The organism is Nostoc sp. (assembly GCF_036917935.1).
GTDB lineage: Bacteria > Cyanobacteriota > Cyanobacteriia > Cyanobacteriales > Nostocaceae > Nostoc.
In genome coordinates this window covers 51,829-77,846 of the sequence record NZ_JBALEL010000037.1, presented here as the reverse complement: position 1 = coordinate 77,846, position 26,018 = coordinate 51,829, and the positions used below count along the sequence as shown (strand labels likewise).

Below are 26,018 nucleotides of genomic sequence, written 5' to 3'. Positions count from 1 at the left end.
AGAAAGTTTTCAGCATTATTACTAATTTACAAAAGTGATTTTTGCTTAGATTTCCATAAATGAATCAGGAATTATGAATAATACGAAGTTTCATAACTCCTAACTTCTAACTAAATTGTCAACGCACTCCAAGTTCGTTGACCAACTACTCCATCTACTCCTAAATTTCGCTGGTTTTGAAAGGCTTTGACAGCAGTCTCTGTTAGTGCGCCAAAAATCCCATCTACTCTCACAGCATAACCGTTAGACACTAATAGCTGTTGTAAGGCTCTGACAGCAATACCAGAACTACCGAAATCAAGAGTCGGTAGAGGTTGGCTACTAAACTTCTGGAACCGTCCTGTAGCCTTTGTACGGACTTTACCTCCAGACTCAGAATATTTCTTAGGCTGACCTAATTTAAAAGAAGCTAGCCCCAGATTATTTTTGCTGATTTTCTGAAGTATGTGTTCTTTTTCTAGTTTCAGCGCTGAGGGAGAAGCCTGGGAAATCCCATCTGTCTGTATGAATTCAGGTGGTGTGACTTTAGCAGTTATCTCTAACTGACTCTGTTTTGACTGGTTTACGTCATTTTCCATTTGAAATAATTGCTGCTGTGGCAAATTGGCCCCAGATGCTTGTCTTATTGTTAACACGCCCGTCATCATCAGGCCAATTTCAGTCATTTTAGTTTATTTTACTTCAATCAATATTTCTTTTAACTAACAACATTGTTGCTGTCCGGGATAGTGCATACTGACCAAATAAAAAAGTCATGCACTAATTTTTTCAGATAATCTTGTCATGTTCATTAGCTTTGTACTTTTTTTATCTTTAACCAAGCGATCAAGTTGTCAGATATACTATCTAAATCAACGGTTTAGACAATAACATACTATCAGATCATCTGGGAATGCCATCAAACAAATTTACCTAGTTATATTTGGAGCGTGCTTGGTATGCTGATGCTGTTTTTATCATATTTATACTGCAAGTAAAAATACTACTGGATTCATAGAGTCAGTTTTTTAAGTATTGATTAATCCAATATTTGACCACAATCATCAATTCTTAATTTCAAACAATTTGTCCTACTTTACAGGGGGTTATAAACTTTTTATCAATTAAAACTTATGTCGCTCTTTCAACCTATTCTCGGAAAGCTCACACTTTGACATCAAGATAATGAAACCGCACAACCTTGTTGCACGGTATTGAATTTGAACTAAAGTTTAGACATTAGACCTCTTGCAAAAGTCCCCTAACACCCCAGCCCCAACCCCTCCCCGCTCTTCGGGAGGGGAGAGTTTGACGTAAGTCAAAGGCGGGGTGGGGTTCTTTTTTTGATTTATACAAGAAGTCTATTACATGACAAAATTACACAGGGGCACTGAACATAATGTTTGTGCAATTCTCTTGTCTAATCTGTGTTAATTTTTATATCATTTGGAAATTTTGAGAAAGGATGCACCTTAAAAGCGCGTAGGCGTAGCCCTCAGAGACATCGCTTAGTACGCCCAGTTGTGGATACTGAAAAACTTTTTATCTTTTTTCATCTCGCCACAAAGCAATACCGCCTAATAAACCAGTGATATTGGGGATGAGTTTGACATTTAACGGTAGCTGGAAATTGACTCTTACAGCTTCACCACCGCCAATGTAAAGGTAATCATAATTGAACAGATGTTGCAAAGATGCGATCGCTTTTTCTAAACGCCTATTCCATCTTTTATCACCAATTTTTTCTAACTCTGCACGCCCCAACTGCTGCTCAAAAGTCTCTCCTTTGCGAAACGGATGATGCCCCATTTCCATATTCGGCACCAGCTTACCATCCATAAATAAAGCCGAACCAAACCCTGTACCCAGAGTAATCACCAATTCAACACCTTTACCTGCGATCGCTCCAAACCCCTGCATATCTGCATCATTAATCACCCGTACAGGTTTGTTTAAGTGTTTTAATAATGCTGTTTCCAAATCAAACCCGATCCAATCTGGATGTAAGTTTACTGCTGTTTCTGTGACTCCACACCGCACCACACCGGGAAAACCGACTGAAACGCGATGAAATTCACCTTGAGCCGCTGCTAACACAACAATTGCATTCATTACAACCTCCGGTGTCGCAGGTTGGGGTGTATCTAAACGCGCTCTTTCGGTTACAGGATGACCCGTAATATCTAAAACCATAGCTTTAACCCCACTACCGCCAATATCAACCGATAGGGTACGAATCGATCCATTTTCTTCAACCATTGAGTTACATCCTTGTTAATGCTTGTTATTTCGTTATTATGCTCTGCTGCATTTGATAATATCTTGGATGTTTGGAGAGTCTTTATATTGCTGGGGAGTGAAGAAGGGAATAGGGTACAGATTATTCCTGTCACCTGTCACCTCTGGCCTAATCGCAATACCCAAAGTTAAAAATCCCATACATTCGATGCCGGACAGCATCCAGATTTGTTAATCTAAGAATAATGGAGATAGTACTGGCGTAGCTGCTTAAACTCTATCGGGCAGCAAATTTATATTAAAAGTAATCTAAGAGAAAGAATTATGACGGCGTTTGAACCTCAAAGCATCCGCTCATATAGCCAAGAAGATGTCCAACAAATTCTGCACTTAGCGATCGCTCGTCAAGCTGATGACAAAGATACAGAATTTTCTTATGAGCATATATTAGAAATTGCTGCTGAGTTAGAAATTTCACCTGAGTCTTTAAAATTAGCAGAAAGCGATTGGGTATTACAACAGGGTCAAGTTCAACAGCGAAAAGCTTTTGACGCCTACCGCATCAGAAGATTTCAGAAGCGCCTAAGCAAATATGCAATTTTCAATGGCTTTTTGATACTGGTTGATTTAATCGCTGGTGGCGGAATTTCTTGGTCGCTGTATATTTTGCTATTCTGCGGATTACCCGTAGGGCTTGATGTCTGGAATACCTTTCAAATCAAAGGCGAAGAGTATGAAATGGCATTCCAAAAATGGAGTCGTAACCATCAGATTAAGAAAACCATCAGCACAGTTTTGAATAAGTGGTTTAAGGTTTTACAGACTTAATCAAAACTTTCCTTAACCCGTCTCTACTTAATTCCCCCCAGAAGCGGTTACGGTGTACACACAAGTCCTTCTGACCCCCTCTAACTCCCCCGATGCCTTGGGGGAGAACTGGATATTTCCCCCCTTATTACCCCCCTTAGTCCCCCCTTAGAAAGGGGGGAAACAGGAATCTAGTTCCCTCCCCAATCCATCGGGGAGGGTTAGGGTGGGGTAATGGGGTAAAACTGACGCGAAAAACCAGGTGAGTAAACTATTTCAGACTTGTGTATGCACGGTAGCTTGCCGAGGGGGGTAAATCCAGGGTTTGGGCTTCATTACCAAGATGTGTGTACACCGTAGCCAGAAACGGAGGGAATATTTTGCGATCGAACTTAACTAGATACTGAATTAGCCGCCTCAGAAGCCTTCTCAGCGGGTGGAAAGCCACCCATGCGAATCTCAGAAGTGAAGGAACTGATACTAAATCCACCAAAACTCTTGAGGACATTTACCCGCATTCGCAAATTGGGGCTAGCAAACCACAGGCGTTCTTCTGAGAAGATGGTTTCATCCTCTGTAGTTAGGATCAAAGCACCATCACTATCAAATTTATAGCGTCCGGCAATTGGAGTTTTATTAGCATCAACTATTTCTCGCAGTAATTTGCCTTGGGCCGGATTATCCGCATCAGGTACCGAAACTAACACAGTTGAACCACTGTGTTTTGCTTGATCCTTGTCCATTGTGGCGTTCCAGGTAATTTTGGTAGCACAGGAAGCAGCACTAGGATTAATGTTGTAATTTTGACACAACTTGATTGCTTCTGGATGATCTACTGGCAGCGCCTCAATGATGATATCTGACTTGCTATGTTCCGATTGGTTAAAAGCCAAATGTTGACTAGTACGATGAGAAAACCATTTACCAGCACTTAACTGAAAAAACTCTTCAATATTCATGAATGAAATTACCCTGCATCAAAATGCTAAAATTCCCACTTAATTATTATTAAAAGGTAACAGGAGGCCTTAATATTAAGCTTGATTCCCTATTTCCTCAAGCTTCTTGAGGCCAATTCTGGCTGCCTCAGCAACGTTGAAATGATTGTCTTTTTCCAGGTATTTTAAAGCTGAGACACTCTTGGGAGTGGGAAGATTTCCCAAGGCTTCTGCCAAACGCTGCCTGACTAACCAATCATCTGATTGGGCGAAGCGCAGGATCTTATCTACAGACTCGATGTCTTGAATTTCTCCCAGTGCAGAGATTGCAGCTTGTTGCAACACTACTTCTTTGCTATCCAATGCCTGAAGAAGAATTTGACGGGCACGGGGGTCTTTAATATTACCTAGAGAAACAGCTGCACTAAAGCGTACTAGCCAATCAGTATCTTCATAAAATGCCCGTGAAAGCACCTCAAAGGCTCTGGCATCACCCAAATATCCTAAAGCACCGGCGGCATCAGCCCTTATACCATAATCGGGGTCATTTTCGAGAATTTTTACCAAAATTGAATAACATTCTGGCGTCGGCTTGATTCCGAGGGCAAATATTGCCATCGATCGCAGTTGCAAAGATTCGTCGTCTAGTACCTTTTTAATCAAAGGGACTGCATCCTCAGCCGGAACATGACGCAGATTAGCAAGGGCTACCATGCGATCGCGTAGATTCGGACTTTCTAACTGAGTAGAAATTTCTTGTAAGCTTAGAGCTGCCATTTAGTTCAAAGCGTTTTCTTTACTTATCTTAATTTACCCGATCTGTTGATCGCGCTGTCGCCATAGTGAAGTAGGAGTTTGGCGACTTTACAAAATGGCTCAATTGTGAATAAAAATGCGATCGCGCTGTACCGGCTGCAAAAGTAGGCGTAAAGCGTCTCTCATATTACGTCCGCCTAATTAGTTATAATTCCCGAATCTATGCAGAAAGCCCAAAAACCCCTCCCCTCTGCCCCTCTGCGGTCTTATTGATGCTGGGTGTCTCTAGTATTCTTTACGAGTTTTAAAATATCTTTTCAGATTTGTAATAGGATATCGCTAATTTGTTGCACACAACTCATTAAATGATAATACAGTTTCATGCAATATTAGATGCATTATGATGCATCTAATATTGCATGAAAGGTGAACATATAAAATTAACTTTATCCTGTAGTCTGAGGTGAGGTTGTTTGGAATCTCAAACCCTTATACTGCGGTCAATACGTTAAAAAAACCTTGGGAGAAACCTTAAATACATTTTTATGACTTATTGTTTTTACCAAGCCTCAGAGAAAAGGGACTTAATAGTTCAAGCACCATCAACTCACTCTCCTAAATTGGCGAAGGTATTGGTATTAATCATAGATTTAGGCATATCTAAACTAATTTGCTTGATTGTATACTTTTGTAAAGATATAACAATAAGTTGCGTAAAGCTATTAACTTGACCTGAGTTATTTAATACAAGTTCCCTTAAACATAAAATTTACAAGCCTAAAAGACTGCTTGGCAAAAACATCTCTGGGAAAAATACAAATGCTAGCAGGAATATACTCTATGAATATTAGTAAGCATGAGTCAACAGCTTTGCCTATAGAAATCAAAGTAATACCTACCCAGTCAGAAAAAATTATTGACCAGCCTTCAGTACCTAAGAGCAACTCAGACTTTGAGAGTGAAGAAGAAAAGCAACAACGTTTAGCTATTTTAGCAGAAGACACACGACGTAGGCTGAAACGAAGTGCTATGGACATTTATTGCATTGGTGTCAACTTGCTAGAAGCTCAAAAAATTACCGAACATGGCGAGTTTCTACCTTGGTTACGGCAGGAGTTTGGAATGGGAAAAACTTCAGCCTATGAGTTTATTCACGTTGCTAGAGCATTTGAGTCCAAAATTCCGATTATCGGAAATTTGATTAATGGTATTACTCCTACTGCTCTCTATAAACTGGCTGCTCCTAGTACATCCGAAGCTGCTAGAGATGAAGCAATAAATATTTTGAAGGCAGGCGAAGTAGTTGATCCAGATGTTGCTAAAAATCTCATCAAAAAATATAGAAATCCTAAAACAGTAAAAGAACAGCAACAAAAAGCTTCTTCAGTTAGTCAGCAGACTGATACAAATCAAGTAGAGACATTAGTCTTACCCAAGGCTGAGGTTGGTAACATTGAACAAACAACCACTAATCATCTGCCACTTTCTTCTCCACTTCAACAGGATGAACTGCAAAAATTGGTAGTGGAGCGTGATACTTATAAAGCGCAATTAGAAGCACTACAGATAATGAATCAGAAACTTAAGCTAGATGTTGCAAAACTTCGTTCAGAATTAACTTTATTAGAAACTAGTAAAAATCGGAGTAGGGAGGGGAGCATCTGATAGCTTACTTAAGAGGATGTTTTAAAAGTGTTCGGCTGTAATTTTAGGCACTTCTAGATTCCCCCTAACCCCCCAATTTATCGGGGGAACCGGAATCAAAGTCCCCCTTAAAAAGGGGGATTTAGGGGGATCTAAAACGTTTTGCTACCGACCAGAGAACTTTTAAAACATCCTCTAAGCACTGAATTAGTTAGCTAAGTTTCATCTCGTAGAATCAATAGATATATTCAGAAATTAAATATGCGTTATCCATAACCCTTGTAGAGACGTAGTACTGATACGTCTCTACATTTATTTTCACTCATATTTCTAATATCATCTCTTCAAGCTTGTTTGCGATTCTGAGCTTTTGCCATCAATCGATAAGTGAGTTTATAATTTACACGCTCTATAATTATTTTGATATTGAAACGTCTTAAAAAGCCTCATTTACTACTTCATAATCACTTTCAGCTAGCCTCTAATTACTAACTTAATTAAGGGAAAGAGGATATTTATATCATTCATATAGCAAAGCATATATTTATTTGAATTTAGCTCCTACCGTCATCTATGAAGTATGTTAATATCAGTTTGATTACTGTTTTTTGGATCTATGTCCTTACCTATAGCAAACTAGATTTTACATAAATTGCTGCTACAGAAAATGGACTTAAAAATTTAAAAAAATCCAAATTTTTCATACACTAATACTCTCTATTATTCATTCATCTGTGCCCTGTGCATCTCTATATTAGCCGGGTATAAGCTTCTGCCTGTATAGGTTTGCTGTAAAAACTTATTTCTTGTAAATCCCTAAGCTGGAAAACAATTATCCAGGTTTAATTTTGGATGAACAGAAGATGAATAGGCTTAAAATACGAATAGAATAGAAATAGTTAATAGTCAAATATAAAGATTTAGAAAATTAAGGCAGTCTACTGAAAATCATAAAAATTTAAACTAAAAATTAGGGCTTGTATTTTTTTAAAAAGAATGTTAAATATAAAGTTAAGCAGCACCTAATAGAAAGGTTAGTATTTTTAGATGTAGGACTGTTGGTAATTTATTTATTAGGCGCTCTGCGAAAAATAAGACAAAACAAATTTCCAAAATCAGCCGTCGCCCCGATAAGTTTCTTCGGAGGAAAGCTTTGAGACTTAACAGGCAAAGTCAGAGATACTATAAGATAATTATTTCGATAAACTGTAAATAAAAAACTTATAGGATCTTGCATAAAACTCAAAGAATAGGCTGATTGTTATTTGAGGATTAAACAAGCAACAAACAAAATTCTCAAATCTAGGCAATACCACTACTCAATAAATAGTTGCAATACTTTTAGGAGATTCAAAGCAATGATTATCGTTATGAAAATAGGGACACCATCAGTAGAAGTTGAGCGGATTGTTGAAGAAGTTCGTAGTCAAGAAATCACGCCAGAAGTGTGTCGGGGTCAACATAAAGTAGTAATTGGCTTAGTTGGGGAAACGGCGGAAACTGACACTAGACAAATTCAAAACATCAGCCCCTATATTGAGCAAGTTATCCGAATAAAAAAACCGTTTAAACGCGCTTCTTTAGAATTCCGCTATGGAGAACATAGTGAAGTGGTTGTATCCACACCTAATGGAGCCGTTACCTTTGGACAAACCCATCCTTTAGTTGTAGTTGCTGGGCCATGTTCTGTTGAAAACGAGGAAATGATTGTTGAAACAGCACAGATAGTAAAAGCAGCAGGGGCACAGTTTCTCCGAGGTGGGGCATACAAACCTCGGAGTTCACCTTATGCATTCCAAGGACATGGCGAGAGTGCATTAGGTTTGTTAGCAAAAGCTCGCGAAGCTACTGGTTTGGGTATTATCACAGAACTGATGGATGCAGCTGAGTTGGACAAGGTTGCAGAAGTAGCAGATGTGATCCAAATTGGCGCCCGAAATATGCAGAATTTCTCACTGCTAAAGAAAGTTGGTGCTACTGGTAAGCCAGTGTTATTGAAGCGGGGTCTAGCTGCCACAATTGAAGATTGGTTGATGTCAGCTGAATATATTTTGGCAGCGGGCAATCCCAATGTAATTTTGTGTGAGCGGGGAATTCGCACCTTTGACCGACAGTATACACGGAATACCCTTGATATATCTGCAATCCCTGTCTTGCGGACTTTGACTCACTTACCAATTATGATTGATCCTAGCCACGCCACCGGCAAATCAGAGTTTGTTTCAACTATGTCTATGGCCTCTATTGCCGCTGGTGCAGATTCTCTGATGATTGAGGTACACCCCAACCCAGCCAAAGCACTTTCTGATGGGCCGCAGTCTTTGACATTAGAAGCGTTTGAAGAATTAATGCAAGAATTAGCTAGCATCAGCAAGTTCTTTGGTCGTTGGTCTAAAAGCAATAGCACAGTTGCAATGCCAAAGCTCACTACACGAGTTTCTAGCTTCGTCTAAATCTAAATCAGTGGCGTTGCTGACTTTACACAATATCCTTGCATAAAACCCTACCTTACCTCTGATAAGTATACAAATGTTTCAGTTAGGGTAAGGCAAGTAAATCCAGTCTCCGACAGCAACGCCTAATCACACTGATACAACAAGATATTTCTACGAATAGCTGCAATTTTAGGGTCAAAGAACTCCGATGAATACAGTATCCTTAAGCACAGACAAAACTTTTAAGTATTCACCTTCTTTCTCAGGAAATATAGACAAAACAATTATTGTTGGTGAAAAAAACCTCACAATTGATGAAGTCGTTAGCGTCGCACGTCATCATGCTTTGGTACGCGTGACCGATAATCAGAAGGTATTACAGGGAATCCAAGCTTCTTGTGACTATATTTCTCATGCGGTTGAAACTGGTGAGGCAATTTATGGTGTGACTACTGGCTTTGGGGGTATGGCAAATGTTGTTATCTCTCCTGAATGTGCCTCTTTATTGCAGAACAACCTCGTTTGGTTTCTCAAATCAGGTGCAGGGCAGAGATTACCACTAGCTGATGTCCGCGCTGCCATGTTGTTGCGGATAAACTCACATTTGTATGGTGCATCTGGCATCCGTCTAAAACTCATTCAGCGTTTAGAAACGTTTTTGAATGCTGGTGTTACACCCCATGTCTATGAATTTGGTTCCATCGGTGCAAGTGGTGATTTAGTGCCGCTCTCTTACATTACTGGGGCAATGATTGGTCTAGATCCTAGCTACTCCGTTGATTTTAACGGTACAGAAATGGATGCTCCCACAGCTTTGAAAAAGCTCGATTTAGAACCCTTGCAACTACTTCCTAAAGAAGGGTTAGCAATGATGAATGGTACTTCTGTGATGAGTGCGATCGCTGCTAATTGCGTTTATGATACTAAAACTTTATTAACACTGGCAATGGGGGCCCATGCCTTAGTTGTTCAGGCTTTGAATGGAACTAATCAATCCTTCCACCCATTTATTCATCAGTTAAAACCGCACCCAGGGCAAGAATGGGCTGCTTCTCAAATGCTTAACTTGCTTGCAGGTTCTTGCTTAGTCCGTGAAGAGTTAGATGGTTCCCACGATTATCGAGGTAAGCATTTAATTCAAGACCGTTATTCGCTGCGCTGTCTACCCCAATATTTAGGGCCAATTGTCGATGGTATCCAGCAGATTAGTAAACAAATTGAAGTAGAGATTAACTCAGCAACAGATAATCCACTGATTGATGTAGAAAACCAAGCTAGTTATCACGGAGGTAACTTCTTAGGACAGTACGTAAGCATCGGCATGGATCAGCTACGTTACTACATTGGGTTGTTAGCTAAACATTTAGATGTACAAATAGCCTGCCTCGTAGCGCCAGAATTTAATAACGGATTGCCAGCATCTTTAGTAGGGAACAGTGAACGTAATGTGAATATGGGGCTAAAGGGTCTACAAATAGCCGGAAACTCTATTATGCCGTTATTAACCTTCTACGGCAATTCCATAGCCGATAGATTTCCTACCCATGCCGAACAATTTAATCAAAATATCAACAGTCAAGGTTTTGCTTCCGCAAATTTAGCCCGACGCTCTGTAGAAATTTTCCAACAATATATGGCGATCGCCTTGATGTTTGGAGTACAAGCAGTTGATTTACGCACATACACAACTGTTGGACATTATGATGCCCGTGTCACCCTTTCGCCTGCAACTAGAGATTTATATCTAGCAATCCGCGATCTAGTCGGACAACCGCCTTCGGCCGACCGACCTTACATCTGGAACGACCACGAACAAGCCCTAGACCAACACATTGCCAAAATTGCAACTGATATCGCCAAGGGTGGGCAAATTGTGCAAGCAGTTAACGAGCTTTTGTTGACCTTGCACTCTTAAATCTCAATCTGTTATGAACAGTCATAATTTTTTCTAATTAAATTGGAGAGAGAATACAATGGTTAAACAGAGCATCTACCAAAATGCAGGTAAAAAGGCTCCTGGCCCACCCAGTTTTCCGATTATTGGCTGCTTTCCACAAATGTCAACAAATCCGTTGCAATTCCTCACCAATGCAGCGCGTGAGTATGGTGGCGTTGTCCATCTGGGGGCAATCGGCCCGCAACAACTTTACTTGATTGCTGATCCAGATTGTGTGAAATATGTCCTGCAAGAAAATACTCAGAACTACACAAAAGGTGAAAATTTCCAGGACATAAAACTGGTAATTGGCGAAGGCTTGGTAATTAGCGAGGGTGACTCATGGCGTTACCAGCGTCGCCTAATGCAACCATCTTTTCACCGCCAGCAAATCGCCGCGATGGTCAATGACATGACCGAGCTTACCGCCCAGATGCTAGAACGCTGGCAAAAAATTGCAGTTGGTGCAACCCTCGATGTTTCTCAGGAGATGCTCGTTCTGACACAGCAGATTCTCCTGAAGACGACTTTGAGTATCGACGCTGATAAGGACACCACTGAATTAATTCAGGCTTGGAATATTATCTACAAGTTCCTGAGCGATCGCGTGTGGGCTGTCATCAAGCCGCCTATTAGCTTTCCCACGCCAAAAAACCGCCAGTTTAAACAAGCAATTAACACTCTCCGCACAGTTGCCAACAGCATCATCCAACAACGCAAACAAGGCAATCATCCTGCTCATGACATACTTTCAATGTTCATGAGTACTCAGGATGAGTCTGGCAGGGGATTTAGTGACCAGCAATTACATGACCAGATAGTTGGACTCTTCTCGGCTGGATTTGAGACTTCAGCTGCAACACTTGGCTGGATCTGGTACTTGCTTTCTAAGTATCCCACTGTGGAACGCCAGCTACAGACAGAACTGGCTACGGTATTGGCTGGAAGAACCCCGACCTTCGAGGATCTGCCGCACCTAAAATATACCAAAATGGTTGTCCAGGAAGCAATGCGACTTTATCCCGGTGCTTGGGTCTATGCCCGCAACAACTTGGGCGATGATTTAATCGGCGACTATCATATCCCAGCTGGCTCCATGCTTTTGCTCAGTCCGTTTGTCACGCATCGCCTCCCTGCTTTCTGGGATAATCCTGAAGGTTTTGATCCTGAGCGATTCACACCAGAACGCTCTGTTGATCGTCCGCGTTATGCATACTTTCCTTTCGGCGGCGGCCAACGTCAGTGCTTAGGTGACATCTTTGCGTTAACGGAAATTCAGTTGATTGTGGCAATGGTGTGTCAACGTTTCCGCCTCAATCTACTGCCTGAACACCCAGTTGAGTGGCTGCCATTACTAACTCTGCAAACACGTAAAGGCATCCTGATGACATTAGAGCCACAAACTGAACTTGATAACGTCAGTCAACTAAATACTCAAAAGACATTATTAACACTGAATTCTGACCAGAGGCAGAGCGTCTCCGGCTCCGCTCCTGAGTTCTGAATTCTTCTTATCAATGACTGTCGAAGTAGACAATGTAATGAACTTGAGTGAGTCTTTTTAGCCATGAATATTGCCCATCACATCGAGCGGGGTTGTCAACTATATCCTGATAAAAACGCTCTGATATTTGAAGAGAAAATTTTTACCTATAAACAGCTTAACCAACTAGTAAATCGTCTAGCTAACAGTTTACGTGGATTAGGAATTAAAAAAGGCGATCGCGTAGTTTTATTTTTGCCAAACATTCCAGAATTTATCATTTCTTATCTTGGTATTCTCAAAATCGGTGCAGTTGTCGTCTCAGTCAATGTCATGCTCAAAAGCAATGAAGTTAGCTACATTCTCAACGATTGTGCTGCTAAGGTAATAATTACCACAGAGTCACTCGTTGAAAATGTAGCAGAGGCAGATTTACCCGAACTGCAACACATTTTGATTGCAGAAGGTAGCCCCAAGAAGGGAATTGCTTTAGCAAAACTGATGGAAAGTACTTCTGGCAATGCATACGCTATTGAAATAGATCGCGATGTTCCTGCTAGCATCATCTATACATCAGGAACAACGGGTTTTCCTAAAGGAGCAACCCTTTCTCACGGCAATATAATTTCTAATATGTATTCCCAAAACCGTTGTTGTGGAATGCAACCAGATGACCGATTACTGCTTTACTTACCGCTATTTCATTGCTTTGGTCAAAATGCTATTCTCAACGCAGCGTTAAACGTCTGCGCCACAATTATCCTAAAACGTCGATTTGACCTTGAACAAGTACTTAATGCGATCGCTACTCATCAAGTAACAATGTTCTTTGGAGTACCAACGGTATTCATCAATCTTCTAAATAGTGATTTATCTGGCTACAACCTTAATAGCGTGCGTTATTACTTTTCAGCGGCGGCACCGATGCCAATTGAAGTTGCACAAACTTGGCAGGATAAGTATGGAAAAGTCATTAATGAAGGATATGGTTTAACTGAAACCTCACCATTTGCATCTTATAATCACGATTTGAAATACAAACTCGGTTCCATTGGCGCTCCAATTGAGAATGTGGAAATGAAAGTTATTGACGATAATGGTAATCAGGTACAGCCTGGTGAATTGGGTCAGATAGTAATTCGAGGGCCTAACGTCATGCTTGGTTATTGGAATCGCCCATTTGAAACTGCTGAAGTAATTAAAAATGGCTGGTTCCATACTGGCGATATTGGTCGGGTAGATGAAGATGGTTTTTTCTACATCGTTGACCGCTTGAAAGACATGATTAATGTGTCTGGATTTAAGGTATATCCGACTGAAGTTGAAAATGTGATTTATCAACATTCATCTGTTGCCGAAGTAGCTGTATATGGCATTAAGGATGCTTTCAAAGGTGAGATAGTTCAGGCAAATATTATCCTGAAACAGGGCCACATAATTAGTGAAGAACAAATCATCAAATTTTGTTCTGAAAGGATGGCAAAATACAAACTTCCTTGTGGCATTAATTTTGTAGATTCCCTGCCAAAAAACCCAAGTGGTAAAGTTCTAAAACGAGTTTTGCGCCAGCAATCAAGCTCGGAATTAGCTGTTCTTAACAACTGAATGCTAAGTTGAGCTAAGTACTAAAGAAAGGTAAAAAAGCAACAAATAAAAATCAAGGTTGGCAATTGTGAATACTAAATCTATCAACAAAAACACTAATTCTTCTCAAGCTTTGGGGACAAAAATTAACCTCCCATCTAATCAAATTTCACTAGAAACTTCAACTGGATCTTCCATTTTCTCCCCGGCATCGCTGAATGAAAAATCTCCAGAGTCAGAATTCACTCAACCTACGGTTGCAGAGGCTTTAGTTGAGATCCTGGAAAATTTCGGAGTTAACTATGCATTTGGTGTTTCAGGAGGCGGTATTGGGCCATTATGGGCAACATTAAACCGTAGCAGCATCCAATTGCTTCACTTTCGCCATGAATCAGGAGCAGCTTTTGCCGCTACCGAGGCTTATTTTGCCAGCGATCGCCCTGTCGTGGTATTCACTACTACAGGCCCTGGGATCACTAACGCTCTGACTGGGCTTTTTGCTGCTCGCGGGGAAGGAGCAAAGGTAATTTTCTTGTCAGCTGCAACCTCAACTGGAAATCGCGGCCGCGGAGCTTGTCAAGAAACCAGCGCCCACACAATGCCCTTCTCAGGAATTTTTACCTCAGGCCCACTATTCAATTACGCAACCATATTAGAATCTGGGGATCAACTGCCAGAAATTTCTCGCAGACTTGCCCAAGGTTTAGCACAACCAGGGAGTTTTGTAGCCCATATTAGTGTTCCCACCCCAATCCAGACGACACCATTAAAAGTACAGTTACCTCAGCCAGTGTTTTCTCAATCTGTAGCAACTGCTAGTGAAGAAGCGATCGCTGAATGTGTAAAGTTGTTATCAGAAGAATCCTTTGCCATCTGGGTTGGCTTCGGTGCGCGACACGCCGCAGAGGAAATCCGCCAGTTGGCAGAAAAAACTGGGGCGGCGGTGATGACATCACCTCGTGCTAAAGGCATTTTTCCAGAACATCATCCGCAGTTTATCGGTGTCACAGGCTTTAGTGGGCATTTATCTGTCCTGAAATATATGCAGGAACAACGACCGCAGCGCATACTAGTGTTGGGAACGCGCCTTGGTGAGCCGACTTCATTCTGGAGTCCGGCGATGATTCCTGCTAATGGGTTCGTGCATGTTGATATTGATCCGCAAGTTCCAGGAGTGGCTTATCCATCTGTAGAGACTCTCGCTGTCCACTCGGAAGTCAAAGCATTTCTCAGAGCTATATTAAAACACTTTCCAGAGCGTCTTAATTGGTTTCCCACTTCTTCACTACCGCGTCCTGAAGCCTATACCAATACTCAGCGCCCAAATGGCTTAGTGCGACCTGAAGCACTAATGGATGCAATTCAACGGCTGATTATTGAGGGCAGCGATGCCTCAATCTTAGCTGAGGCAGGTAACTCCTTTGCTTGGGCAACTCATTTGCTGCGATTTAACCAACCAGGTCGTTACCGGATTAGTACTGGTTTTGGGTCTATGGGTCATGCTGCCACTGGGGTAGTTGGTACAGCATTAGGGCGAAAAGGTAAAGCTGTTGCTATTGTTGGCGACGGAGCAATGCTGATGAACAACGAAGTTAGCACAGCAGTGAAATTCGAGATTCCATCTGTCTGGATTGTACTCAACGATGGACGCTACAATATGTGCGCTCAAGGAATGGCGTTGCAGGGGTTAAGTGGCAACGTTCCCATAGATACGGAGATACCGAGTACTGATTTTGCCGCGATCGCTAGAGCTATGGGAGCTGATGGTATCTGTGTTAATACGGAGTCTGACTTGGAATCTGCTTTAGAAAAAGCACTTACCTCTACTGTTCCATTCATTGTTGATGTGAAAATTGACCCAACCCGACCCGCACCTATTGGAGGTCGCATTCAGAGTCTGATTAAGCAAGGAGCCATAGAATCCAAAACAGGGCGTTCCTAAATCAGGGAATAATCTCTTGTGCATCTACGTAAATCCTCAATCTGTTGCCCAGAACTTAATCAGAAAGTCATACCAATTTTAAAAATGATTGCGACAGATGGAAATCTGAAACGCTTATCCAATAGATGTTTCAGAATCTCAAATTGCATCAGTATTTTCCAGTTCCATTGTGTAACCCCAAAAACAAAATCAAAAGGAGAATTGTCATGACAAGATTTGAATCAGTAGGTATTCGCGCAGTCTCAGTTAACTTTCCTAGCATCATCCGCACAAACGATTATTACAGAGAGAATTTCCCCAAGATGGTTGCTGAGGCTGAACAAAAAACCCTGGCTAAACTGTTTGTACCTGATAAAGCCACAATCAATAGTGATGACGATATCTGGTCACAAGAGGTAGCACCGTATATGTCAGACCCCTTCCGTGGTACTGTCGAGCGAAGGGTGTTAGCTCCTGATGAGACTTCGCTTTCACTAGAATATCGCGCCGCTCTTGATGCTCTCGAAGCCGCAAAGCTATCTCCTGAAGACATCGATCTTATGCTCGTTACTTCACTGTTTCCAGAGCAAATCACACCTGGTAATGCTGCCTTTCTCGCTGGGAAACTGGGACTACATGGTGCGGCGTGGAATGTAGAATCAACTTGCACTTCAGCGTTAGTTTCGCTTCAGACAGCCTGTTCTCTGGTGCAAACGGGACAGTATCGCAATGTGTTAGTGGTCATCTCCACTACGTATTCGCGCTATACCGACGAAAATGATACTCTGGCGTTTTTATCGGGTGATGGTGCTGGAGCCTTTGTAGTTGGTAAGCTGAAACCAAACCAAGGTATTCTTGGTACGAAAATTGCCAATACTGCTGATACCTGTGGTGCTTTCTATAATGAATTCACTACCGATGAGCATGGCAACATGAAAATGTTCATCCGAGGCGGCAAAGGTGCCAGCAAGATGTTTAATGAGACGACGGTGAAGTTTATTCGTCTATGTTGCCACGGTGCGATCGCTGATGCTGGACTCACTTTAGATCAAATCAACTTTTTTGTTTTTAATACACCCAGCGCCTGGTATTCACGAGTTTGCATTCGCGCTCTAGGTATTGAACCAGAGCGTACAATCAACATCAATCCCCTATATGCCAACATTGGGCCGACCTTTCCCGTTGCTAATCTCTATCACGCAGCCCACACAGGTAAAATTCGTGAAAACGATCTAGTTCTCGTCTACACAATGGGTTCGTCATCTAATGCTGGTGGCTGTGTGATGCGCTGGGGCGATGTCGCATTAGGCCCTGCTCCTGCTGCCTCAGTCAGCCTTTCTCAACAAGAGGATAGAATTCTGATTCGTCACTAGGATTCTTGACAATTTAGAACTTATTTGATTCATGAAATTACTTGTGTAGAGAGGAAACTATTAGCTCTTCTTCTCACAATACAAGAATTATCTGCATACACGTAGACAGCAAAATACATTTTTTGAAATGAAAGGAGTTTTTTGATGAAGATTACAGAGGCAATGGCACAAGTACTGCCCAATTCCAAATCCCTGCTCAACGATCCAGCTTTTGTCCAGGCTTTTTTATCAGTAGCAGCATTTCCTAACGATCCTGAGCTTGCATGGTATTTTAAGTTAGAAGAGGTAGTGAGGCATCTGGATGACATTCAAGCTTCCGACTACGTTGAACAGTTGCGGCTTAACCCTGGCATGGCAGAGATGATTTCGCAGCGCTATTTGGGGCCTCAATATAAATTAGAAGACCTCGAAAAAGACTGCGCTCCAGGAACTCTAGGTTATGCCTACTATCATCACATGACTGAAAATGGTATTCTTGCCTATGACTATAGTGCTTATGATTCACCTGATGACTTAACCTATGTCAAAATACGCAAAATGCAGACTCATGACATCTGGCACGTTGTAACTGGCTATAAAGCAGAGCTTTTTGGAGAATTAGCACTCCAGGGTTTTTGTCATGGTCAAGGACCAACAGTCTATCAAACCTTATTGATGACAGCGCTAGTTCTGCACTTTGCAACCATTCAAACCAAGAGTCTGGGTTTAGCTCTGGAAGCACTGTTTGAAGGCTGGCAACGGGGTCGTGCTGCTCATCCCCTCTGGGCTGTGCGCTGGGAAGAGATGTGGCACAGACCGCTGGACAGTATTCAAGCAGAGTATAATATTTTACCTGGTCACGTTTTGAAACGCGATCGCTTGTCAAACGAGCAAATTCCCAGTCTCAGAGTATAGCTATATTGCGGGATAACTAAAATGGCTTTGTTGAACAAATTTTCGATCGCTTCTGCTATCAGCGTCGCAGCATTTTTAGGTTTAGGAACGGTAGGTATAAATCCAGCTCAAGCCGCCCTATTTAAATTTACTTTCGAGGGTGAGGGAGCAAACGGTTACTTTATCTATGATGACTCCACCGTAAGTAATACTACTAGTACTCCTAATCTTGGGGAGTATTACGGTGCAGTTAAAGATTACAAAGTTGATTTGGGGGAAAAAGGTGTTTTCCAGGGATCTGTAGCTGACACCCTTGTATTTTTGAATCGTGTTGGCAGTGGTCTTCCAGATCCTGAACAAGATGAATTTATTCTTTTTGTTAAGGAAAGCGATCGCGTGCCTAAGTCTGAGTTCTCTATCTCCACAAGATTTATTTACCCCAAGAATGCACTAGGCTCTTACGATCTAGTAACTACTGTCCCTGGCACGGCTGAATTAAAAGCCTTTCCATTTGTGGACTTTATCAATCGAAACTTTGGCGATTCCGTGTTTGAAGGAACTGTCCAAACCCGAATCGAGAAGGTTCCTGAACCTGCATTGTTGCCTGCATTGTTGGGAGTAGGCGCTTGGTTTATCTTCCGTCGTCGTCCGCGCCAAGGAGAAATACTTGATACAAGTATGTAGAAAAGATGCTGGTTTGGTTAACTTTTAACCATATCTAGATTCCCCCTCTTTTATCACCTTTGGTCAAACATGAAATCGTCGAACAATTGTTAATTTAACTGAAAGTGATAAAAGAGGGTTACTGATACTTTTCTAGTTTTTTAAGCCTTGAATTTAAATAGTACATCTATATTTTATAAAAAAAATATCATCTATAGCTGATTAATATATCTGGTATATATCACATAAAGACCACACGAGGCGATCGCATCCTCAAAAGCACGATTTAGCTATTGGTATTTAGAGATATCAAACAACAATATCACTCTCATAATCTATTTATGGAATTGAGTTGTAGCCTAACTATTTTTTAGCCACAATCTCTAGTAGTTTCTGCTGCAAATTAAAAATTTAAACCCATGAAACCGAAATACCATCTTGGCTCTCAAAAAGAGCAATCTGCTATTACACCACCTGCTACAAATAAATGGTTGATCACAACAACTCTGATGATAGGTACAATAATTGCTATTATTGACACTAGTATTGTTAATATTGCAATTCCTCAAATTCAAGGCAATTTAGGTGGGTCGATTGATGAAATTAGTTCAGTCGTAACATTCTATATTATTAGTAATGTGATTGTAATGCCCTTAACTGGCTATCTGAGTGCCTTATGGGGTCGTAAAAAGTTTTATGCTGGGGCAATCATATTATTTACAGTTTCCTCATTGTTATGTGGACTATCCTGGAATTTGTCAGCGCTTGTGTTCTTTCGTATTCTTCAAGGATTAGGTGGAGGAATTCTTTTTCCAACGGCTCAGGCTATTTTGTTGGATACCTTTCCTAGAGAAGAACATGGCAAAGCAATGAGCATTTTTGGTCTGGGGATGCTTGTGGCTCCGGCTTTTGGCCCTGTATTAGGAGGATATTTAACAGATACATTTAGCTGGCGTTCAATCTTTCTAATCAATGTTCCAATTGGATTGATTGCTGCGGTAATGGTGTTTCTATTTATTCACGATTCACCTTACTTAAAGAAACCACAGGGTAAATTTGATTGGTCAGGTCTGATAGCTTTAGTAATTGGTTTATCTAGCTTGCAATACGCTCTAGAAAATGGGCAGCGATTGAATTGGTTTGAGTCTGGGTTAATTATTGTTCTATTGATAGTTGGGGTGAGTGCGATCGCATATCTGATTTGGTGGGAGTTAGTGACTCGCTTTCCCATTATCGATTTATCATTATTTAGAAATAGAACTTTTGCCGCAGGCAACATCATCACATTTTTGGTTGGCTTTAGCCTTTTTGGTGGACTATTTATAACCCCAATATTTATGAGTCAAGTTCTGAATTACGACTCATTGACAATAGGAATGCTGCTCATGCCAGGGCCAGTAGCAACTGCTTTAATTATACCCTTAACAGGTGCGTTGGCAGGCCGCCTAGATGCTCGTATTCTTTTGGCACTAGGAATTACTTTTTCTGCTGTTGGTACTTGGCAATTAAGCGATTTAAATCTGCAATCAGATTACTGGAATATATTTTGGCCGCAGATTTGGCGAGGCATTGGTTTGGGATTATTATTTGTGCCTCTGTCTTTAACAACTATAGGCTATGTTAGCAAAGCTAAAAGAACTTCTGCTTCCGGTATCTACAACCTGATTAACCAGTTAGGAGGTAGTATTGGCATTGCTGGGCTAACCGTTATGCTTGGGCGTTTAGAAACATTTCATTCTACGAATCTCGCTCACGTTATCAAACAATCAAACTTGGTGCAGCAGCAAGCAGCAACTTTAGCTTACAATGACTTGTTTCGCTACAGTACCTTCATCATTCTTGCTAGTTATGTACCTTTACTGTTTTTGAGAGTTAGACTAACATCTCGAAAAAAAGCTCCAATTCTCTTGGGTTGAAACACTAAGTGATTCTGTAGCTAAAGCTTTGCGTTGAGACAAAAATTAAGTACTTAAGGGTCAAATCAATATGGATCAGCTCACATTTCTTACACAGACATACCAACAAAATAACATATCAGCAACACTCGGAGAATGGCGGGTGCGGGGACTCCGGGGTGCAACTACAGTTAGTCACAACTGTGCAGAAGCGATCTCTGAAGCTGTAGATGAGTTATTGAATGCCTTAGAAGTAAACAATCCGTTAGATCCTGCCGAAATCGTTAGTGTCACTTTTTCCGCCACTCCTGACTTAGATGCAATATTTCCAGCTGCGGTAGCGCGTCGTCGTCCAAACTGGGATCAAGTCCCTCTCTTGGATGTACAGCAAATGCAGGTAAACAGTAGCCTTAAATGCTGTATTCGGGTGCTAATTCATTTCAATACTCCTCTGCCTCAGAATGCATTACGCCCGATCTATTTGCGCGGTGCTGCACAGTTACGCCCAGATTTAGCGATATTCAGTTAGGCGACGCCGAATAGCCCGTCGCAGACATCGCTCTTCGATGCAGTAAAAAAATTCATCATACATTTGAGAGGTCTTATGCTTCCAGAAAAGCTGAAGAAAATTGACCAACAACTCATTGATTTATTAGGTAAAAGAATTGCAGTTTTGGCTGAATCACAATCCATTTGTTTAGAGGAACAAATTACTAATTTTGCATTTTCCTTGGTGCAAGCTGGTGTTCCAGAGTCGATGTGGAAAAACCTGGTTATAGGTACCTCTGCTGGTGCTAGTGCATTTTCGCCTCCAGCTAAGACCAAGCCACAACGGGTTACTCTAGTTGGCGGACGCGGAATGATGGGGCACTTTTTCGAGCAGAAGTTATCAGCCGCAGGTCACTACGTCAGTATTCTCGACCAGGGGGACTGGGAACAAGCAGAATCGCTACTAGAAAAAGTAGATTTAGTTTTAGTCTGCGTTCCAATTGAATATACAATAGAGGTGATCCATAAACTTGCTAAATATCTTTCTCCAACTACTGCTTTAGCTGACATTGCTAGTATTAAGACTCCAATATTACTGACTATGCTTGAGCAGCATAGTGGGCCTGTCATGGGCTTACATCCGATGTTTGGGCCAGGAATCAGATCGTTCTTGTCTCAAAAAGTTGTGGTCTGTTCTGGCCGTGGAGACGATGCGTTTCAATGGCTTTTAGATTTGATTGAAAATGACGGTGGTAAACTGATTATGTCTACACCAGAAGAACACGACCAAATGATGATGGCTGTTCAAGCAATCCGTAACTTTAAGACCTTTAGCCTTGGTGTTTTCCTGGCAGAAGAAGATATTGACATCCGTCGTAGCTTAGATTTTTCTAGCCCAATTTTCCGTCTGGAAATTGACATCGTTGGTCGCTTATTCACTCAGTCTGCACCTCTAATAGTAGATATTATGCTTGCTACATCAGAGCGTCGTGAAGCTATTAAGCGACTAGCGATCACTTATAATCGGTTGGCGCAATTAGTTATTCAGAATGATCGAGATACCCTGATTGGGGAATTCAAAGCAGCCCATAGCTTTTTAGGAGAAGAAATGAACTCTGCTGTAGAGGAAAGTACTCATGTGATTGACACCCTGAGTACACTATTAGCAGCTAGGGATGTCGGACAAAAACAACGATGTTTTGTCAGTAAGCAAAGTGCGATCGCTAATCAACCTATAGGATCACGATCTGATATCTCTGTGAGTAGGAGAACTATTGAACCCGAAAGGTAGAAATAAGATTTTCAAAGATTTTTTGCACAAGTCCAAGTCCTTATATATGATTACTATTTGATTTTTGAAAAAATCTCGGTAGTCTTGTAGTGAACTGTCATGGCTTTAATGTTGCAAAAAATTGTAGGTTGGGTGGAGCGGAGCGCAACCCAACATCCTGATATATGTTGGGTTACGCAAAGCCTCCACCCAACAAAAGTCTACGTCTAATGCACTATTAAAACCTAGACAGTCCACTACGTGCATTTCAAAAATCAAATACTAGTCCTATATATGATTACTATTTGATTTTTGAACAAAATTAGATCCTGTAGTGGCGTGTCAAGGCTAAAATGTTGCAAAAAAATTGCTTTGTTGGCTGGAGGCTTTGCGTAACCCAACATCCTGATAATCAGTTGGGTTGCGCTCCGCTCCACCCAACAAAAGTCTACGTCTAATGCACTATTTTAAGCTTGCCACCCCACTACATATACTTAGATTTTTTCAGGAATCAAATCGGATTCCAATAGACTCAACACTAATTTTTACAAAATAATTACAAATGTTAACCAGAAAGCAATTTCTAATGATGAGCGCAGGTTTAGGAGCAGGAATCCTCCTCCCTGAAGTATTTAAAGCAAAGAGAACCTATGCAGCCTCGCCCTCACTTTCAAAATTTACCGAGTCTCTACCCATTTCATACCCTATTTCACCGCCTAGTACCTTAGATATTGCCCCAGGTAAACACTCGTTCCACAGCAGCTTAGGGTCTTTTACCACCTGGGGTTACGGTGGATTGCCTTATCTTGGCCCCACTTTCGAGGTAACAAGGGGAACACCCGTTAGGATTCGGGCATTCAATAAACTCGGTACTCATCCATTAGCTAGGTCAGTCGATACGGGCTTACATGGTGTCAATGCGTCCGACATAACTAACCCACGCACAGTCATACACTTACACGGCAGCAATACCGAACCTGACAGCGACGGTTATCCAGAAGACACATACCTGCCCGGACAGAGTAATGTGTACAACTACAACAACAATCAAGAAGCAGGGACACTCTGGTATCACGATCATTCCCTTGGCATGACTGCCTTGAACCTCCAAGCTGGGCTGGCTGGGATGTATCTGATTAGGGATGACGACGATCCCATCGGTGGCAATGGCCCCCTTGGCATCCCTGCCGGAGCCCCCTATGAAGTGCCGTTAGTGCTGCAAGATCATTCGTTCAATTCTGATGGTTCGATGTTCTTCCCACCTAAATGGTATCATGAGTTTTACGGTGATGTTGCTGTCGTCAACGGCAAGGCTTGGCCAAACCTTGATGTTGACCGAACTTTGTACCGTTTCCGTATCGTCAACGCCTCAAACTCCCGATTCTTCAGACTAAAGCTGTCGTCAAATCAGCAACTAATTCAAATTGGCTGTGACGGAGGATTCCTGAACGCTCCAGTATATTTGTCTAAGCTACTGCTGGGGCCTGGTGAACGAGCCGACGTGCTAATCGACTTTTCTGGAAGCCTGCCAGGAGATAAGATAGTATTGCAAAATGACGCTGCTGCACCGTATCCCAAGGGTTTGGCTACGCTTATTAACCAGGGTTACTTTAAAATGCCAGAAATCATGCAGTTTAAAGTGAATCAGGGCGCAGCCGTTCGTAAAGCTATTCCCATACGGCTGCGAGTAAACAATCCACTAATAACAAAGATTGCTACCAAACCAGTGAAACAGCGCAATCTGGTTCTAACAGATATTTTGAACTCTAACTTTCAGGTGTTAGCGATGATGCTGAACATGGTTTACTGGCATGAAGCAGTCAACCACCCAGAATTGAGAGAACGACCACAGGTAGACACAGTAGAGCAGTGGAACTTCATTAATCTACAGCCATTTGCCCACACAATGCACCTGCATCTAGTACCATTTCAAATCCTCAACCGCCAATCAATCAATGATAGCGCGTACTCCGCAGCATACAGAGCTACTGGCCCGCGTAAAGTACTTATGCACAACGCACCTGGTGGGGATACAGTGCCATTCGATTATCCACCACTCGACCCTACCCCCTATTTAAAAGGTTTAGCAAAACCGCCAGCAGCGAACGAGGCTGGTTGGAAGGATACTGTGGTAGTCAATCCGTTTGAGGTTGTTCGTCTCATAGTGCCCTTCGGTGCTAAAGCTTCAGCGAACTTACCTTTCGGCAATTCATTCACTGGACGCTTCGTGTGGCACTGCCACATGCTTAATCACGAGGATAACGATATGATGCTACCCTTCGATGTGGTAGCATAGCCCTACCTCTTACCAGCAGCTATTAGTTACACAAATAAGTTGTCATGAAAAATTAAAATAATTCCTAATTCGTAATGACACTCTAATACTCGCTAAGGTAATTCGAAATTAAGTTTTGCAATGGGGATTTAGCGCAAAGTCGGAGCATCGGTTTCCGGCGCTCTCAGCATCACTTTACAATAGAAACCGCGCTACAAAAGTTGCCGCTTGTTAGTTAGTTGCTCTTTACTTAAACCCGCAGAATTAGTTAATTACATATTCAGTACCAAATTATCAAAGCATTTTTTCAACATATTTTACAAAACTTCTTCTTCCATTTTGTGTAATTAATTTTGCCTAATTACTTATAGCAATCGTAAATCGATTGTGAAAGTTTCTCTTCTTTTCTTCTGTGTATGTACGGTTTATTACTTGTTAATAGTGGTTTGAAATAAAAGGAAAAATGTAATGAATTTTGACAAAAAGTTCGCAGTTACCATCAGTGGTACGATCTGTCTTTTAACAACTATGATGGCTCCTGTTTCGGCCGCCATTTTTGATTTTTCCTACTATGGTAGAACTGTACTTGATCCAAATGACATTGTTACAGCCAGCGGAAGATTAACAACTAACCCATACGATTCAGCCACAAATAGTTACGAGATTATAGATATTACTGGCACAAGAAATGGCAACCCAATAAAGTCTTTGTTATCTCCAGGATTATTTCTTGACAATGACAATCTCTTATTTACTGAAACTCCGGCATTGGATGAATTTGGATTTGCTTACACCGTAGGAGGAGTGTCATATAATTTGTTTTACACTTATGACTACATAGAATTAGGCGAGCAAGGTTACTACACAGGTTATCCCTTGACTTCTTTTTCCATAACATCTATCCCTGAGTCTTCCTTAATGTTAGGCATACTAAGTATAACGGTTTTAGTGACTATCAACAAAATAAACGGTAGGTTCGCTCATTTGAAAAACTCAATAATCCCAATTTGGGCGTTGCTGATTAACGCTCTTTTATTACTCTTATGAGAGTATAATCAACTACTGTCCGCTTAATAGGTGTTTGTGTGACTTATGCTAAGTAGGTAGGCACAAATAAACCTAACTATGTAACGAAAAGTAAAAGCAGTGAAAACCTTGCGATTGCTTCACTCCACTCCGTTGCGTTCGCAATGACATAGTTATAAATTTTCCCGCCCACCTACTTATATTAGTCCTATTTGATTCGTGAAAAATATAGACAAGGAAACGAACCGCCATCCCTACGAGATGGACGCAAAGGGAAGAAACAAGAAAGAGATATATAATTTTCAGAAATGATTTAGGACTGCTATAGCTCTGTATCTACCCTCTTGCGCTAAAGTTGCATATAGCGGTTCTCGCTTAAGTGAGGTACAAGAACCCCACCCCCAACCCCCTAAGAGCAAGCAAGGAGGGGACT

19 protein-coding genes are annotated in these 26,018 nt (G+C 41.5%); 15 read left to right on the top strand and 4 right to left on the bottom strand.

The features are described from left to right. Window positions 1-110: 110 nt before the first annotated feature. Entirely contained in the window at window positions 111-665 is a 555-nt protein-coding gene (locus V7K62_RS15465) for a peptidoglycan-binding domain-containing protein (protein ID WP_334865369.1), read from the bottom strand. A gap of 856 nt (window positions 666-1,521) precedes the next feature. Beyond that, window positions 1,522-2,238, bottom strand: a complete 717-nt coding sequence (locus tag V7K62_RS15460; RefSeq protein WP_334865367.1) for an ROK family protein — start codon at window positions 2,236-2,238, stop codon at window positions 1,522-1,524. 303 nt (window positions 2,239-2,541) lie between these two features. Here V7K62_RS15460 and V7K62_RS15455 point away from each other — a divergent pair, with 303 nt between their 5' ends. Further along, window positions 2,542-3,045, top strand: a complete 504-nt coding sequence (locus V7K62_RS15455; protein ID WP_334865366.1) for a 2TM domain-containing protein — start codon at window positions 2,542-2,544, stop codon at window positions 3,043-3,045. Between the two features lie 371 nt (window positions 3,046-3,416). On the opposite strand, the gene V7K62_RS15450 is transcribed toward V7K62_RS15455, so the two are convergent. Both V7K62_RS15450 and V7K62_RS15445 read right to left on the bottom strand, forming a co-directional pair. Continuing rightward, window positions 3,417-3,983 (bottom strand): phycobiliprotein lyase, encoded by a 567-nt coding sequence (locus tag V7K62_RS15450; protein WP_334865365.1) that lies wholly within the window; start codon window positions 3,981-3,983, stop codon window positions 3,417-3,419. 75 nt (window positions 3,984-4,058) lie between these two features. After that, window positions 4,059-4,739 carry a HEAT repeat domain-containing protein gene (locus V7K62_RS15445; RefSeq protein WP_334865364.1) on the bottom strand — a complete coding sequence of 227 codons (681 nt, stop codon included), beginning with the start codon at window positions 4,737-4,739 and terminating at the stop codon, window positions 4,059-4,061. 819 nt (window positions 4,740-5,558) lie between these two features. Here V7K62_RS15445 and V7K62_RS15440 point away from each other — a divergent pair. From V7K62_RS15440 to V7K62_RS15375, 14 genes are all read left to right on the top strand, one after another. Further along, window positions 5,559-6,383, top strand: a complete 825-nt coding sequence (locus V7K62_RS15440; protein WP_334865362.1) for a DUF3102 domain-containing protein — start codon at window positions 5,559-5,561, stop codon at window positions 6,381-6,383. A 1,337-nt stretch (window positions 6,384-7,720) separates the two neighbouring features. Beyond that, window positions 7,721-8,815 carry a 3-deoxy-7-phosphoheptulonate synthase gene (aroF, locus tag V7K62_RS15435; RefSeq protein WP_334865360.1) on the top strand — a complete coding sequence of 365 codons (1,095 nt, stop codon included), beginning with the start codon at window positions 7,721-7,723 and terminating at the stop codon, window positions 8,813-8,815. A 190-nt stretch (window positions 8,816-9,005) separates the two neighbouring features. After that, window positions 9,006-10,712, top strand: coding sequence for an HAL/PAL/TAL family ammonia-lyase (locus tag V7K62_RS15430; protein WP_334865358.1), 1,707 nt, complete (start codon window positions 9,006-9,008; stop codon window positions 10,710-10,712). A gap of 58 nt (window positions 10,713-10,770) precedes the next feature. Beyond that, entirely contained in the window at window positions 10,771-12,237 is a 1,467-nt protein-coding gene (locus tag V7K62_RS15425; RefSeq protein ID WP_334865356.1) for a cytochrome P450, read from the top strand. 63 nt (window positions 12,238-12,300) lie between these two features. Then, window positions 12,301-13,821, top strand: coding sequence for a class I adenylate-forming enzyme family protein (locus V7K62_RS15420; protein WP_334865354.1), 1,521 nt, complete (start codon window positions 12,301-12,303; stop codon window positions 13,819-13,821). A 67-nt stretch (window positions 13,822-13,888) separates the two neighbouring features. After that, window positions 13,889-15,742, top strand: coding sequence for a ScyA-related TPP-binding enzyme (locus tag V7K62_RS15415; RefSeq protein WP_334865352.1), 1,854 nt, complete (start codon window positions 13,889-13,891; stop codon window positions 15,740-15,742). A 206-nt stretch (window positions 15,743-15,948) separates the two neighbouring features. Then, window positions 15,949-17,094 (top strand): 3-oxoacyl-ACP synthase III family protein, encoded by a 1,146-nt coding sequence (locus V7K62_RS15410; RefSeq protein WP_334865350.1) that lies wholly within the window; start codon window positions 15,949-15,951, stop codon window positions 17,092-17,094. A 144-nt stretch (window positions 17,095-17,238) separates the two neighbouring features. After that, a complete protein-coding gene (locus V7K62_RS15405; RefSeq protein ID WP_334865348.1) occupies window positions 17,239-17,988 on the top strand; it encodes a Coq4 family protein in 750 nt (249 codons plus the stop codon). A 21-nt stretch (window positions 17,989-18,009) separates the two neighbouring features. Then, entirely contained in the window at window positions 18,010-18,651 is a 642-nt protein-coding gene (locus tag V7K62_RS15400; RefSeq protein ID WP_334865346.1) for a PEP-CTERM sorting domain-containing protein, read from the top strand. A 398-nt stretch (window positions 18,652-19,049) separates the two neighbouring features. After that, window positions 19,050-20,546 (top strand): DHA2 family efflux MFS transporter permease subunit, encoded by a 1,497-nt coding sequence (locus V7K62_RS15395; protein WP_334865344.1) that lies wholly within the window; start codon window positions 19,050-19,052, stop codon window positions 20,544-20,546. A 70-nt stretch (window positions 20,547-20,616) separates the two neighbouring features. After that, window positions 20,617-21,054 (top strand): chorismate mutase, encoded by a 438-nt coding sequence (gene aroH, locus V7K62_RS15390; protein ID WP_334865342.1) that lies wholly within the window; start codon window positions 20,617-20,619, stop codon window positions 21,052-21,054. Window positions 21,055-21,129: 75 nt separating this feature from the next. Continuing rightward, entirely contained in the window at window positions 21,130-22,305 is a 1,176-nt protein-coding gene (gene tyrA / locus V7K62_RS15385; RefSeq protein ID WP_334865340.1) for a bifunctional chorismate mutase/prephenate dehydrogenase, read from the top strand. 541 nt (window positions 22,306-22,846) lie between these two features. Next, entirely contained in the window at window positions 22,847-24,580 is a 1,734-nt protein-coding gene (locus tag V7K62_RS15380) for a multicopper oxidase family protein (RefSeq protein WP_334865339.1), read from the top strand. Window positions 24,581-25,027: 447 nt separating this feature from the next. Continuing rightward, entirely contained in the window at window positions 25,028-25,606 is a 579-nt protein-coding gene (locus V7K62_RS15375; protein WP_334865337.1) for a hypothetical protein, read from the top strand. Window positions 25,607-26,018 lie beyond the last annotated feature (412 nt).